Source organism: Bacillus sp. AFS040349 (assembly GCF_002577655.1).
GTDB lineage: Bacteria > Bacillota > Bacilli > Bacillales > Bacillaceae > Metabacillus.
Genome location: NZ_NUMC01000030.1, coordinates 19,029 through 34,333 on the forward strand (window position 1 = coordinate 19,029; position 15,305 = coordinate 34,333).

A 15,305-nucleotide genomic window follows, 5' to 3' on the forward strand; every position below is an offset into this window, starting at 1 on the left:
AGGGCGTGACCATGATTGAAATAAAAATTCAGCAATTAAAGAATCATACTGACGAACCAACAAAACAAATGCTTGACAATTTAGTCGAGAAAAAAAGAAAATTTGAAAAGTATAAACTCAAGTGTTTTCGAGCACAGTTTGTTACTTTCATTTTGCTAATGGGCTTTATAGCTTACCTTTATGTGTTTATTATTAAACCAACTGGCGGGCAGGCTGATGCTTTCTTTCACTTATTATTTGACGGCGAAATGAATATCTTTTTTGTCTTGCTCATTGTAGGTGGTTATGCAACAGCACAATATTTTAAGAAAAAGGAAGATAAAGCAGAAACTGAATACCAAAATTTAAGATGTGAAGTTATTAGGAAAAGTGCTGAACTCTGGCCACAGCCAACTCAATGGCAAAACAGACATGAAGTATTCAAAATGATGAAATCAGAATTTGACATAAACTTGTTTCATGAAAGCAAGTAAATGACCCCTTCTTTCTTATTTTGGAAAGAAAGGGTTTTTTGTTATAATAAAAGAGTTTCTTTATTGTTTTAAGTGTATATAGAGGTGATTGAACTGTTAATAATTGTAGTTAGTTTTTTCCTGGGAATTCTTGTGTTGTTACTTTTTATGTTTATAGAAGCTAGAAAGAATCATTTAACAAAGCATCATATAGAATTTAACACTTTTCCAAAAAGTGTTGGATCACTTTCAATTTTTTTTATTTCAGATATTCATAGAAGAAGAATTTCTACACGTTTATTGGAAAAAATACCAGAAAAAGTTGATCTCATAATTATAGGTGGAGACTTGACTGAATCAGGAGTACCATTTTCTAGAGTTGAAGAAAATATTAAATTGTTAAGGAAATTGGGTCCTACTTTTTTTGTGTTTGGCAATAATGATTATGAAGTAGGGAAAAATGAGCTTGAAGCACTGCTTTTAAAAAATAATATTACAATCCTTAATAATTCTTCAACAACTTTCACTTCAGCAAATGGAGAGAAAATTTCTTTATTAGGAGTAGAGGATACCAGTAAAAGAAGAGACGAACTACATCATGCTTTAGAACGTACGTCACCCTCTGAATTCAAGATCCTAGTAAGCCACAACCCTGACATATATAAAAAGATTGATCCAAAAGATGGTATTTCTATCATTTTAAGTGGGCATACTCATGGTGGACAAATAAGGTTTTTGGGTCTTGGTTTATATGAAAAAGGAAAGCTGCACTATCTTGAAAACAGTGTTCTATTAGTGAGCAATGGATATGGCACAACTTCTTTACCTTTAAGATTAGGAGCACCGGCTGAGGCAAATTATCTTGTATTATCGTCAAAATAGAATAAATTCTTCAGATGTCATGATCCATAAATTTATAGAGAATATGGGATAAGAATCACCTTTACAAAACCATGCTGATATTAAGCATGGTTTATTCATTTGTTATACAAAGTTTACACAAGTTGATCTATCTTATATAATTTCTATATAAGTACATATTGGGGGATTTACCATGTCGAATCATGAAGGCAAATATAATATAAAGGCAGTTTCAAAAATGCTTGGAATTCAAGCTGGAACATTACGGGCCTGGGAACGAAGATATAATATGATTGCACCTATTAGGAATGAATCAGGTCACCGTTTATATACAGAGGAGCATATAAAAATTTTAAAGTGGCTTATTACAAAAGTCGATAAGGGCTTTACGATTAGTCAAGCGGTCAACTTATTAGAAACAAACCAGGCATCTATTAACGAACAAGTTGAATTGAAAACAGATGGAGAACAGGTTGATTACTCTGAAGATTTAATGGAAGAATTACTTTATGCTCTCTTAAAATTTGATGAAAGCAAAGCACATGATCTTCTAAATAAAGCATTCAGCCTATATTCAGTTGACAAAGTAGTAATTGAAATATTAGGTACTTTGTTAGTGAAAATTGGGGACAAATGGGAAAATGGAAAGATAACTTCAGCACATGAACACTTTGCATCATCTTTTTTACGTTCGCGAATAGGTATGATTTTGCATACATTACCTGTAGATGGTTTGTTACCTAAAGTAATTGGGGTATGCGGACCAGAAGAATCACATGAATTAGGTCTTTTAATTTTTACATTATTTTTAAGAAGAAAAGGTTTTGAAGTTATCTATTTAGGAGCAAGTATTGCTGAGGGAGATATTGATATTGTTCTAAATGAAGTTAAGCCGGAATTTTTGTTTTTATCTTGTACTTTAGTAAGAAATGTGAAAAAAACGTTGGAGCTTGTAGATGAGCTTTCCGTAAAATTTCATAACCTTCAAATTGGTTTAGGAGGAAAAGCTTTCTCAAAGGTAACTCCGCAAATCCTTGAACCTTATGCAGGCTATTTACTTGGGGAGGATAAACAACACTGGGAATCTTGGCTAAGGGATAGATTAGGTATGAAAAATCAATAGTTATTTCTTGTCTAAATCTGCTGAAGAGTGTAAACTGTAAAAAATATTAGAACCATCTCGTATGTAAATCATACAATGATTGTATATTGAGCGGTCTCACGGCAGGAGGGTATGGGATGCGGCTAGAGCGACTAAACTATGATAAAATTAAAATTTTTTTAACGACGGATGACTTGCATGATAGAGGTTTAACTAAGGAAGATCTCTGGAAAGACTCATTAAAAGTCCATCAATTATTTAGAGATATGATGAATGAAGCTAGTGTTGAGCTGGGCTTTGAGGCGCATGGACCAATCGCTGTTGAGGTGTATTCACTTCATGCTCAAGGGATGGTTATTATAGTTACAAATTCCAAGGATTCTGATGATTTAGACGATGACTTTTCAGACGATTATATTGAGATGCAAGTGAAGGTGGATGAAAGCTTCGATGTTATTTATGAGTTTGAGTCATTTGAAGCTATCATTCAGTTATCACATTATTTATATCACCAAAACATCTTAGATGGAATGGTTGTTTATTTCCAAGAAAGATATTTCTTATTATTAAGTGACGATCAGCCTATGAACATTGATAATTTAGTAGCTATCTTGGCAGAGTATGGAAGTCCATCAACTTTGACAGTCCATAGATTAATGGAGTATGGAAAAATAATCATGCAAAATGATGCTATTGAGCAAATATACAACCATTTTTGGTTGAAAAATAGAGAAAGATAACTTTTTATAATAAGTTATGAAGATATTGGTGAGTTTATGCAAACGGTCAACGTGAAGGCTGTTAGCTAAAGTCACCTCTTTTTCTTATTTATTGTATGAAATAATGCAAATAACAAACGATAAGAAAGTCTTTCATTTAAGTTAGGATTAATTAAAAATGCTAAGTATAGATAACGTTAGATTATTTATAAAGAATATCTTTTTTCTTCTTTGCATAAGCGGCTTGAGAGTGTATACTATGTCATGAAAGGTGGACATTCTTTCATTTACTGATTAGATCTAGGAGGTTAACTTTAATGGTAGCCGAGAAAAACACCGATGCACAAAATGATAAATTGGACGTGTTGAAATCAACACAAACGGTGATACATAATGCCCTTGATAAGCTTGGGTACCCCGAGGAAGTATATGAATTATTAAAAGAACCAATAAGATTAATGACGGTGAAAATTCCTGTTCGAATGGATGATGGTTCCGTTAAAATATTTACTGGATACCGTGCTCAACATAACGATGCCGTTGGCCCTACAAAAGGAGGAATTCGCTTCCATCCAAATGTAACTGAAAAAGAGGTTAAGGCATTATCCATTTGGATGAGCTTAAAATGTGGAATAGTTGACCTTCCATATGGTGGAGGAAAAGGTGGAATTGTTTGTGACCCAAGGGATATGTCATTTAGAGAGTTGGAGCGACTAAGCCGAGGGTATGTCCGAGCAATAAGTCAAATTGTTGGACCAACAAAGGACATTCCAGCGCCTGATGTATTTACTAATTCACAAATCATGGCATGGATGATGGATGAATACAGTCGAATTGATGAATTTAATAATCCTGGTTTTATAACAGGTAAGCCCTTGGTATTAGGTGGTTCACATGGTCGTGAATCGGCTACAGCAAAAGGTGTAACTATTTGTATTCGTGAAGCAGCTAAGAAAAAGGGAATTGAACTTGAAGGGGCTCGTGTTGTTGTACAGGGATTTGGTAATGCAGGAAGTTATTTATCAAAATTTATGCATGATGCAGGAGCTAAAATTGTAGGTATTTCTGATGCTTATGGTGGCCTTCACGATCCGAATGGTCTAGATATAGATTATTTACTTGATCGTCGTGATAGTTTTGGAACTGTTACGAAATTATTTAATGATACAATTACAAACAAAGAATTACTTGAACTAGATTGTGATATTCTTGTTCCTGCTGCCATTGAAAATCAAATTACTGAGGAAAATGCCGGGAACATTCGTGCTAGCATTGTAGTAGAAGCTGCGAATGGCCCAACTACACTTGAAGCAACAAAAATTCTTTCAGATCGAGGTATTTTACTAGTACCAGATGTGTTGGCAAGTGCTGGTGGAGTAACGGTTTCTTATTTTGAATGGGTCCAAAATAATCAAGGTTATTACTGGACAGAAGAAGAAGTCGAAGAGAAGCTTGAACAAGTAATGGTTAAGTCATTTAACAACATATACGAAACGAGTCAGAATAGACGAGTTGACATGCGTTTGGCAGCATATATGGTTGGTGTACGAAAGATGGCTGAAGCATCTAGGTTTAGAGGCTGGATTTAAGAAAAATCTTACATGATATAAGAGGGTGACTTATATGTCTAGCCGCTCATACTCTTTACTCTTCACAATAGAGTAATTAACCTGAGTAGGAGGGCTGACTTGGTCATTCTCTTTTTTATTTTTCTTGGTAAATATCGAAATTTATGTTTAAACAATAACCCTTAAAGTTGGGAGAGAAATTCATTGAAAAGGGAAGAAATAATTATTGTAGGTGGAGGTCCATGTGGATTGTCTGCCGCCATTGAATTAGAAGAACTTGGTACTAAACCACTTGTTATAGAAAAAGGAAATATCGTAAATGCAATCTATCACTATCCTACACATCAAACATTTTTCAGTTCTAGTGAAAAATTAGAAATTGGAAATATACCTTTTATTACTGAAAATCGTAAGCCGGTTCGTAACCAAGCTCTGGCTTATTATCGTGAAGTTGTAAAAAGAAAACAACTGAGAATTCATGCCTTTGAAAAAGTTGAAAAAATTGAAAAAAATGAAAATCAAAAATTTATAGTTATAACAAATAAACAAACGTATGAAGCAAGACAGGTTGTGATCGCAACAGGGTATTATGATCATCCAAATTTAATGAATATACCTGGTGAAGATTTACCCAAAGTATTTCACTATTTTAAGGAAGCACATCCATACTTTGATAAAGATGTCGTCGTAATTGGTGGTAAGAACTCAAGTGTTGATGCTGCGTTAGAATTGGTTAAAGCAGGAGCAAGGGTAACCGTTTTATACAGGGGAGCTGATTACTCTAAAAGTGTAAAACCATGGATTTTGCCTGAATTTGAATCACTTGTTAGAAATGAAATAATAAAAATGGAGTTTCAAGCACATGTTCTTGAGATTGAGGAAACTTCTGTGAAATATATTGTGAATGATGAAGAGAAGCAGATAAAGAATGATTTTGTTTTTGCTATGACGGGCTATCATCCAGATCACAAATTTCTCAGAAGTATGGGCGTAACAATCAATGCTGAAACTGGGAGACCTACTCACAACCCAGATACAATGGAGACAAATATTGAAGGGATTTTTATTGCAGGTGTAATTGCAGCTGGAAATAATGCAAACGAAATATTCATTGAGAATGGACGATTTCACGGACAGTTAATATGTGAAACACTCAGCAATAAACAATAATAGGGAGACAGATTTGTGCTCCCTGTTTTTCTATAGTGTTTACGTTGCAAAAATCGTTTCAAGAGTTTGTTGATCTTTTGTTGTTTCTAGTGCAATCATTAGCTTGATTCTTGCTTTTTGTCCATTTAGTCCATTGCTAAAAATAACACCTAATTCTTTTAACTGTCGTCCCCCACCTTCATATCCATACACATCTTGAGCAATGCCATTAAAACAGCGAGATACAAGAACAATCGGTATTTTCTTATTTAGTAAGTTCTTGATCCCTGGCACCATCATAGGTGGCACGTTGCCTTGTCCCAAAGCTTCTATCACTAATCCATCAGGCTGTAACTGTTCTATCCCATTTAGCAGACTGTCGTCCATTCCAGCAAACACTTTGATTAAGAAAACATTTTTATCTAGAGATTCAACATGTAGTGGATTAGTAACAATAGGGGTGTGATGGAAGAAAACGCCACCTTTGTTTACCATTCCGATTGGTCCATATTGCGGGCTTTGAAAAGTTGCCACATTACTTGTATGTGTTTTAGTTACGTTTTTTGCAGTATGAATCTCATCATTCATTACAACCAAAACTCCCATGTTTTTGGCATAATCTGATGCAGCTACTTTTAAGGCTGATAAAAGATTATAAAGCCCATCCGATCCTAGCTCATTACTTGATCTCATCGCACCTGTAAGAACGATTGGAATTGTTAAAGATAACGTTACATCAAGGAAATAGGCAGTTTCCTCTAACGTATCTGTTCCGTGTGTAATAACAACCCCATCAATATTTTTAATTTTTTGCATTTCTTCTATATAATTTTTAATTTGTAACATATTTAATGGTGTAATATGTGGTGAAGGTAAGTGAAACAGTTCTGTTGAGATGAGGTTAATATCAGGTACCTCTTTTATATGTTCAACTAGAGGGTTTTTATCTCCAGGTTTAACCTCTCCTGTTTCTTCGTCTTCCTTCATTGAGATGGTTCCACCAGTGTGAATAAGTAAAATGTTTTTTCTCGACATGACGAAAACTCCTTCAATCTATAAAATTCTGCTTTATTCTGTCATTTTCAATTCTACGATAACATGATACGATTAATAAAGTTAATCTTACATGAATAAAAAAATCTTTTAAATAGATAAAAAGATATTTTGGAGAAGAGGCCTGTAAATGATTGAAATTATATCTGCGGGCATTGCCCCGGGTCTGGCACTATTAAGTTATTTTTACTTAAGAGATCAGTATGAATCAGAGCCGGTCTATTTAGTGTTTCGTTCATTTATCTTTGGGGCTCTGCTTGTTTTTCCGATAATGTTTATTCAATATGTTTTAGAAGTTGAAAAAGTGTTTACTTCTGAATTTTTTTATACTTTTATTGCTGTAGGATTTTTAGAAGAGTTTTTCAAATGGTTCGTCTTATTTTTTACGATCTATCAACATGTTCAATTTAATGAACATTACGATGGTATTGTCTATGGTGTCGCTGTTTCTCTTGGATTTGCGACTTTAGAGAACATTATTTATTTATTTGCAAATGGAGTCGAATATGCATTAGGTCGTGCTCTTTTACCGGTATCAAGTCATGCTCTATTTGGAGTTATTATGGGGTATTATTTAGGGAAAGGGAAATTTTCAATTATTAAAAATCGAACAAAGTGGATAGTTCTATCTTGTTCAATCCCTATCTTATTACACACTGTTTATGATTCAATTTTATTAAATTACTTTAACTGGAAATATATTATGGTTCCATTTATGCTGTTTCTTTGGTGGTTCGCTTTACACAAAGCCAAAAAAGCAAGAATTAAGATATTTGATTCAAAACTGCCTTAATGGCAGTTTTTTTATTTCAAAAATATTGTTGATTTTAAAGAGTTTTTAAGAAATCATTTTAGAAAGGAATTGCTGCCATCAATTGTTTCTTTTGGATAAGTCTTTATTTAGTATGAATAAAATACCAAAGACTACAAAAAATACGTTTAAGCAACTACATCTACTTGAGGAGGCAGCAACATGAAAAACATGCGCATAATGCTGATAGTTGTGGTAATGGCTTTTACATCTATCACATTTCAATTTCTTTCACAAGGCGTTTCTGTAGCACATGCTTTTTCAGATCAAACCATTCAAAGAGGTGCAACGGGAAGTGATGTAATTGAATTGCAGGCAAGGCTTCAATATAACGGATATTATCATGGCCCGATTGATGGAGTCTACGGATGGAGTACGTATTGGGCAGTTAAGAATTTCCAAGATATGTTTGGTCTAGAGGAAGTTGATGGCTTAGTTGGACAAAAAACAAAGGATATGTTACAAAGATCAACTAAATTTTATAGTGATTGGGTTTACAAACAAATTAACCAAGGAAGAAGATTCACACATTATGGCGGAGTCCCGTTAGATATTCAATCTGCACCGTCAGAGCAGCAAATTCAAAAAGCGAGGAAGATTGCGGAGCAAAGACGAATTCAGCAAGAAAAGCAATATAAAGCTCAAGCAAATAACCAGCAACAACAAGAGAAACAACAACAGACTCAAGAGCAACAGAATCAGCAGCAACAAGAAAAACAACAGAATCAACAGCAACAACAAGAACAACAACAGCAGCGGAATCAACAGCAACAACAAGAACAACAACAGCAGCAGAATCAACAACAACAGCAACAACAACAGAATCAACAGCAAAAAAAACAAGCTCAAAAGGATTCAACTGCAGTAAATATGCCGAACGGATTTTCACAAAATGATATCAAGCTAATGGCAAATGCTGTTTATGGAGAAGCTCGTGGTGAGCCATATATCGGACAAGTTGCTGTTGCGGCTGTCATTTTAAACCGAGTTAATAGTGCAACTTTCCCAAATACTGTTTCAGGAGTTATTTTTGAACCACGAGCCTTTACTGCAGTAGCAGATGGGCAAATTTGGTTAACTCCAAATGAATCAGCAAAAAAAGCAGTTTTAGATGCAATTAATGGATTTGACCCGACCGGAAATGCAGTGTATTACTTTAACCCAGATACAGCTACCAGTTCTTGGATTTGGGGAAGACCACAGATTAAACGTATCGGGAAGCATATTTTCTGTGAATAGAAGGGGTGATGATCAATGATACGTGGAATTTTGATTGGAATTTTATCAATCGCTGTGATTGGTACTTCTTACTGGGGGTACAAAGAACATCAAGAAAAAAGTGCAGTGTTGATTCAAGCAGAAAATAGTTATCAACGTGCATTTCATGATTTAACCTATCGTGTTGATCAGCTACATGATAGAATCGGTGCAACTTTAGCTATGAACTCAAGGGAGTCATTATCTCCAGCTTTAGCAGACGTTTGGAGAATTACTTCTGAAGCGCAATCAGACGTAGGTCAGTTACCTTTAGCTTTATTACCTTTCAATAAGACAGAGGAGTTTTTAGCTGGAATTAGCGATTTTAGCTACAAAGCAGCTGTTCGTGATTTAGAAAAAGATCCGCTTACCGAAAAAGAATATAAAACACTAAAATCAATGTATTCAGAAGCTGCTGATGTTCAAAAAGAGTTACGTAAAGTTCAAAGTCTTGTTTTAGAGAATAACTTAAGATGGATGGATGTTGAGCTTGCATTAGCCTCAGGACAAAAGCAAATGGATAATACAATTGTCGATGGGTTAAAAACAGTCGAAAAAAACGTCAAAAGTTACTCTGAATCTCAATTTGGTGCATCACTTACTTCTATGAAGAAAAACTTAGGTTTTGATAATTTAGAAGGAAAAGAAATAAATGCAGAAGAAGCTGAGAAAATAGCAAAGAAGTTTGTAGAGAATAAAGTAACTGACATAAAAGTAACCGAAAACGGTGACGGTGCAGATTATGAATTTTTCAGTGTTTCCATGGATGATAAAGAACAAAAAGTAGACATAAACATGGACATTACGAAAAAGGGTGGATACCCAATATTCTTAGTGCAGAATAGAGATGTTGCGGAAAAGAAAATTAGCTTGAACCAAGCAACAGAAAATGCTAGGAAGTTTTTAAATGAACACGGGTTTAAAGATTTAGATCTTTTCGAAAGTGCTCAATATGATAATGTTGGAGTATTTTCATTTGTTTCTATTGAGAATGGTGTCAGAATATATCCAGATGCTCTTCGCATGAAAGTAGCGTTGGACGATGGTCAAGTGATTGGCTTCACAGCAAGAGATTATTTAGCTGCTCATAAAAAACGTGATATTCCTAAACCAAAGATTTCCAAAGAAGAAGCAGCTAAAATGTTAAATCCTAGCTTAGAAGTACAAGAAGACCGATTGGCTCTTATTTTAAATGAGTTTAAAGAGGAAGTACTTTGCTACGAATTTTTAGGAACGATCGAAAACGATACTTACAGGATTTTTATTAATGCAGAAGATGGAACGGAAGAAAAGGTAGAGATATTAAAAAATCCAGAGCCAATCTTCCAAGATGTTTAATATGTAAACGAGCAAGGATACCCTTTCTTTACTATGACTTGGGTATCCTTTTCTATGTTAAAACGAGTATTTCTTGTTTTGAACGAATATCAAAATACATGTAGGATGTTTATAAGTTAATTTGATCTCCACTATAAGAATGTTGAATAAATATTTGCACTCTTGCAGAACGGATATGTCCATGCTTTAATAAGAAAGAGAGCAATAAGAAAGAGTGATATTGTGATAAAAATTGGGGATGTCATTTCGTTAGAAACGAAGGGCGCAAAATTAGAGAGACTAAAATGTAAACTAGTAGAAAAAAAGGGCAATAAACTATATATTGATTACCCGATAAACCAAGAGACAGGCCGTTCAGCCTTCTTAATGTTAGGGACGCAACTTGTTGCTTCGTTTGTTTCGAATGAAAGTGTTTTTCGTTTTCAAACAGAGGTTACAGGGCGAATAAAAGAAAATATTCCAATGATCTCACTTACGTATCCTGGTGATGACCAATTAATCAAAATTCAAAGAAGACAATTTGTACGTATTGATGCAAATCTAGATGTAGCCATTCATTCTTTGCATAACGAGTTTCAACCTTTTACTGCAGTTACAGCTGACATTAGTGCAGGAGGAACAGCATTACTTCTTCCGAAATCTAACATATTAAAAGAGAAACAGGAAATTGATATTTGGTTTTCCCTACCATTTCAAAATGAAGGAATTGAATACATTAAAGTAAAAGGTAAGATCATTCGGTTTATTCCTGCAGACCATGATTTATTTGTTAAGGCACCTATTGAGTTTCAAAATATCGATGAAGATACTAGGCAGGTTTTAATTCGCTTTTGCTTTAATCAACAAATACTCATTCGTAGAAAAGGGTTAACAGTCGAATAAATTTTGGTATTTTTAAGCATACTAGTAAAAAAATACCGGAGTTGAGCGGATTGAAACGATTTGAGCGAATTTTAATTAAACTAATTGTTATTCAATTCATTGCCCTAGTATGTGCACAGGTACTTATACAAAATACCACGGTTCAACCATATTTATCACGAGTTGTCCAGTATGAAGGTGTAAACAAAATAACAATTACTGAATGGCTAGAAACGTTTAGTCAATAACATGATGCAGGTGTCCTTTAAGCCTGCTTCATTTATTTGTTTTTCAATTTTGTCTAAGCAAAAAACTTGTGTAAAAACTACTTACCCTATATTTACAGATTCAATTCTTTAAGTTCTCATACCAAATAAGTTCTTTCACACCAGCAAAGGCGTAAAAGACTACTAGACTAAAAACCTATTTGGAGGAAATAATGGAGCAAAAAAAATTATCGGTGGCCATTGATGGACCAGCGGCTGCTGGAAAAAGTACAGTTGCTAAAATAATTGCAGAAGATTACTCATATATATACATAGATACTGGTGCCATGTACAGGGCTTTAACATTTAAAGCTCTACAAGAGGGGATCGATTTAAAAGACGAAAAAGCAGTAGCAGATATACTATCTAAAATGAAAATAGAATTATATCCTTCAAAAGAGGGACAACTTGTCATGATAAATGGTGAGAATGTATCAGATGTGATTCGAACAAATGAAGTAACGAATAATGTTTCCTTTGTTGCTATGCATTCATTAGTAAGAGAAGAAATGTTAAAACGCCAACGTCAATTAGCAATTGAAGGCGGAGTTGTTATGGACGGACGAGATATAGGTACACATGTGTTACCTAATGCTGAATTAAAAATATTTTTAAGAGCATCTGTTGAAGAGAGAGCAAAAAGACGCCATGAGGAAAATATGAAAAAAGGATTTTCTTCTAACTATGAACAACTAAAGCAAGAAATTGCAAATCGTGACAAGCTTGATTCCGAAAGAGAGGTTGCTCCTCTGAAGAAGGCAGAAGATGCGATTGAAATTGACACCACAGCTTTGTCTATCCAAGATGTTGTTAGAAAAATAGAAGATTATTTAGAAGAAAGGCTTTGATAACGTGTCATTATATCCATTTGCCCGGTCAGTTGTTGCTGGTATTTTAAAACCAACGTTTCGTATTAAAGTAGAAGGACTTGAGCATTTCCCCAAAGAGGGCGGGGTCTTATTGTGTACCAATCATATTAGTAATCTAGATCCACCGGTTGTTGGAGTTACAGCTCCAAGAAAAGTATTGTTCATGGCTAAAGCCGAACTTTTTCAAGTGCCGGTATTGAAACAACTACTGAACAATTTTGGTACATTCCCTGTTAAGCGTGGTGGAGGCGACCGCGAAGCGTTAAGAGCGGGATTAAAAGTTCTTAAAGAAGGAAATGTATTAGGATTATTCCCAGAAGGTACAAGAAGCAAAGATGGAAAACTCGGTAAGGGTATGCCTGGTGCCGGTTTCTTTGCGCTTCGTTCTACAGCTGCAGTTGTTCCTTGTGCTATAATAGGACCATATAAATCTTTTTCAACGCTAAGAGTTGTATACGGAAAGCCAATAAGTATGGAAGAATATCGTGAAAAAAAAATTAGTACAGAAGAAATGACATCTATTATTATGGAAGAAATAGGTAAACTTATCCAAAAATAATGTAAATCTTAATACTTCTTACTTGACAAAAAGTAGCATTTATTAGAAGTTTAAGTAGGACGTATTTTTCATTTTATTTTTGGGGGAATTTATGATTCTTTAATAAAATGAAAGCATACATATATTTTATCAAAAGTCGCACAGGTTTTGACAAGGAGGTAATTGAGATGGTAGAAGAACTAAACAGTGTTCAAGTGGAAACACCTGAAGTTGGTGATGTTGTAAAAGGAATCGTAACAAAGGTTGAAGAAAAACAGGTGATTGTCGAAATAGAAAATTGTAAGCATTCCGGTATCATTCCAATCAGCGAACTTTCTAGTCTTCATGTGGAAAAGGCTTCTGATGTAATAAATGAAAATGATGAACTAGAATTAAAAGTCTTAAAGGTGGAAGAAGAAGCGTTGGTGCTTTCAAAAAGAGCCGTTGATGCTGAAAAAGCATGGGATGCATTAGAACAAAAATTTGAATCTAAAGAAGTTTTTAATGCAGAAGTTAAAGATGTTGTAAAAGGCGGACTTGTTGTTGATTTAGGTGTAAGAGGCTTTATTCCTGCATCTTTAGTCGAAGCTCATTTTGTTGAGGACTTCTCTGATTATATGGGGAAAACTCTTTCTTTAATTGTTGTAGAATTAGATCGTGAAAAAAATCGTGTTATTCTCTCGCATCGTGCAGTAATTGAAAAAGAACAAAATGAAAAGAAATCAGAAATACTTGATTCTATAAATGTTGGTTCCACAATCGAAGGAACAGTTCAACGCCTAACAGATTTTGGTGCATTTGTTGATATTGGTGGAATTGATGGTTTAGTTCACATTTCACAATTATCACATAGTCATATTGACAAACCATCAGATGTAGTGGAAGAAGGACAAAAAGTAACCGTTAAAGTTCTTGGAATAGATCGTGATAATGAAAGAATTTCATTATCTATTAAAGAAACTCTACCTGGACCTTGGGCTAACGTTACTAATAATGTTAAACCTGGTGATGTTCTAGATGGTGTAGTTAAACGTTTAGTATCGTTTGGTGCATTTGTTGAAATTCAACCTGGTGTAGAAGGACTTGTTCATATTTCACAAATTTCAAACAAACATATTGGTACTCCACAAGAAGTTCTTGAAGAAAATCAAGAAGTGAAGGTAAAAGTACTAGATATAAATGAATCTGATAAACGTATTTCTCTAAGTATTCGTGAATTAGAAGAAACGACAAAAGCATCAAATGAAGATTTGACAAAGTATCAAGCAGCACAAGAAGAATCCTCTTCAGGTTTTCAATTAGGTGAAATGATTGGAGACCAATTAAAAAAATTAAAATAGAACGGTGATATGGTGAGTAAAAGAGCGCAAAGGAAAATAGAACATATTCAGCATGCATTATCTACTGGGCAGCAACGTTCCAATGGATTTGATGATGTTACCTTTGTTCACCAAAGCTTACCAAACCTGTCTGTTGATGATATTAATTTATCATCTAATGTTGGCGAACTTTCCTTGAGTTCGCCTCTTTTTATAAATGCAATGACAGGTGGTGGCGGTGAGGACACGGTTATCATTAACGAAGCACTGGCAAAAGCTGCTGCAGAAACAAAAATCGCTGTAGCAGTAGGTTCACAAATGTCTGCGATCAAGGACAGTAGTGAAAGACCTTCCTATGAGATTATGAGGAAAGTTAATCCAAAAGGTATCATACTAGCTAATTTAGGTAGTGAGGCTACAGTTGATCAAGCTAAAACAGCTATTGATATGATCGAAGCAAATGCTTTGCAAATTCATATAAATGTTGTTCAGGAACTAGTTATGCCAGAAGGTGATCGAGATTTCACAAATGCTATTAAAAGAATTGAGAACATTGTTAAGAACGTAAAAGTACCTGTTATTGTGAAAGAAGTTGGCTTTGGGATGAATCGTGAAGTAGCAACACACTTAGCAGAGATTGGCGTATCTGCAATAGATGTAGGCGGTTTTGGCGGGACAAACTTTTCTAAGATTGAAAATATGCGTCGTGAACAAGTTTTAAGTTATTTTAATTCTTGGGGTATTTCTACTGCAGCTTCAATTGCTGAGGTGAAACATGGACAGCATGATATGTCTATCATCGGGTCTGGAGGTATTCGACACTCTCTTGATGTGGCTAAAGCAATAGGCTTGGGTGCTTCTGCTGTTGGAGTAGCCGGTTATTTTCTGAAAATATTTATTGAAAAAGGATATGATGAGTTAGTTCAAGAAATAAAACAGATACATACAGATTTAACCTATATCATGACAGCCCTTGGAGTGAAAACAATTAAAGGGCTTCAGGAGGCTCCCCTTGTCATAAGTGGAAATACACATCATTGGCTAAATGAAAGGGGTATCGAAACATCATCCTATAGTAGAAGGTAAAAAGCTGGTCAATACTTGACCAGCTTTTTATTTTACTGCGTGCCCAGCAAGCCGTT

16 protein-coding genes are annotated in these 15,305 nt (G+C 34.7%); 15 read left to right on the forward strand and 1 reads right to left on the reverse strand.

Features of this window, described 5'->3' with window-relative positions:
- The first annotated feature begins 11 nt into the window (after positions 1-11).
- From COD11_RS07745 to COD11_RS07770, 6 genes are all read left to right on the forward strand, one after another.
- A complete protein-coding gene (locus COD11_RS07745; protein WP_098796191.1) occupies positions 12-473 on the forward strand; it encodes a YpbF family protein in 462 nt (153 codons plus the stop codon).
- 132 nt (positions 474-605) lie between these two features.
- On the forward strand, positions 606-1,334 hold the full coding sequence (locus tag COD11_RS07750) for a metallophosphoesterase (protein ID WP_369689268.1): 729 nt from the start codon (positions 606-608) through the stop codon (positions 1,332-1,334).
- A 172-nt stretch (positions 1,335-1,506) separates the two neighbouring features.
- Positions 1,507-2,436: a MerR family transcriptional regulator gene (locus COD11_RS07755; RefSeq protein WP_098796192.1), complete on the forward strand. Its 930-nt coding sequence runs from the start codon at positions 1,507-1,509 to the stop codon at positions 2,434-2,436.
- Between the two features lie 116 nt (positions 2,437-2,552).
- Positions 2,553-3,155 carry a genetic competence negative regulator gene (locus COD11_RS07760; RefSeq protein WP_098796193.1) on the forward strand — a complete coding sequence of 201 codons (603 nt, stop codon included), beginning with the start codon at positions 2,553-2,555 and terminating at the stop codon, positions 3,153-3,155.
- Positions 3,156-3,451: 296 nt separating this feature from the next.
- On the forward strand, positions 3,452-4,723 hold the full coding sequence (locus COD11_RS07765; RefSeq protein ID WP_098796194.1) for a Glu/Leu/Phe/Val family dehydrogenase: 1,272 nt from the start codon (positions 3,452-3,454) through the stop codon (positions 4,721-4,723).
- A 183-nt stretch (positions 4,724-4,906) separates the two neighbouring features.
- On the forward strand, positions 4,907-5,872 hold the full coding sequence (locus COD11_RS07770; protein ID WP_098796195.1) for a YpdA family putative bacillithiol disulfide reductase: 966 nt from the start codon (positions 4,907-4,909) through the stop codon (positions 5,870-5,872).
- Between the two features lie 39 nt (positions 5,873-5,911).
- Here the strand turns inward: COD11_RS07770 and COD11_RS07775 are convergent, their stop codons facing one another.
- Positions 5,912-6,886, reverse strand: a complete 975-nt coding sequence (locus tag COD11_RS07775; protein WP_098796196.1) for an asparaginase — start codon at positions 6,884-6,886, stop codon at positions 5,912-5,914.
- Between the two features lie 148 nt (positions 6,887-7,034).
- Between COD11_RS07775 and prsW the strand changes: the two genes are divergently transcribed.
- From prsW to fni, 9 genes are all read left to right on the forward strand, one after another.
- Entirely contained in the window at positions 7,035-7,697 is a 663-nt protein-coding gene (gene prsW, locus COD11_RS07780; RefSeq protein WP_098796197.1) for a glutamic-type intramembrane protease PrsW, read from the forward strand.
- Between the two features lie 180 nt (positions 7,698-7,877).
- On the forward strand, positions 7,878-8,954 hold the full coding sequence (sleB, locus tag COD11_RS07785; protein WP_255301562.1) for a spore cortex-lytic enzyme: 1,077 nt from the start codon (positions 7,878-7,880) through the stop codon (positions 8,952-8,954).
- Positions 8,955-8,969: 15 nt separating this feature from the next.
- Positions 8,970-10,310 carry a germination protein YpeB gene (gene ypeB / locus COD11_RS07790; RefSeq protein ID WP_098796198.1) on the forward strand — a complete coding sequence of 447 codons (1,341 nt, stop codon included), beginning with the start codon at positions 8,970-8,972 and terminating at the stop codon, positions 10,308-10,310.
- A gap of 222 nt (positions 10,311-10,532) precedes the next feature.
- Positions 10,533-11,192, forward strand: a complete 660-nt coding sequence (locus tag COD11_RS07795; protein ID WP_098796199.1) for a flagellar brake protein — start codon at positions 10,533-10,535, stop codon at positions 11,190-11,192.
- Between the two features lie 50 nt (positions 11,193-11,242).
- Positions 11,243-11,419 carry a YpfB family protein gene (locus COD11_RS26750; RefSeq protein ID WP_098796200.1) on the forward strand — a complete coding sequence of 59 codons (177 nt, stop codon included), beginning with the start codon at positions 11,243-11,245 and terminating at the stop codon, positions 11,417-11,419.
- Between the two features lie 191 nt (positions 11,420-11,610).
- Positions 11,611-12,285, forward strand: coding sequence for a (d)CMP kinase (gene cmk, locus COD11_RS07805; RefSeq protein ID WP_098796201.1), 675 nt, complete (start codon positions 11,611-11,613; stop codon positions 12,283-12,285).
- A gap of 4 nt (positions 12,286-12,289) precedes the next feature.
- Positions 12,290-12,865: a lysophospholipid acyltransferase family protein gene (locus COD11_RS07810; RefSeq protein WP_098796202.1), complete on the forward strand. Its 576-nt coding sequence runs from the start codon at positions 12,290-12,292 to the stop codon at positions 12,863-12,865.
- A 167-nt stretch (positions 12,866-13,032) separates the two neighbouring features.
- Positions 13,033-14,184: a 30S ribosomal protein S1 gene (gene rpsA, locus COD11_RS07815; RefSeq protein ID WP_098796203.1), complete on the forward strand. Its 1,152-nt coding sequence runs from the start codon at positions 13,033-13,035 to the stop codon at positions 14,182-14,184.
- A 9-nt stretch (positions 14,185-14,193) separates the two neighbouring features.
- Complete coding sequence (gene fni, locus COD11_RS07820; protein WP_098796204.1) at positions 14,194-15,249, forward strand: type 2 isopentenyl-diphosphate Delta-isomerase; 1,056 nt, start codon at positions 14,194-14,196, stop codon at positions 15,247-15,249.
- Positions 15,250-15,305 lie beyond the last annotated feature (56 nt).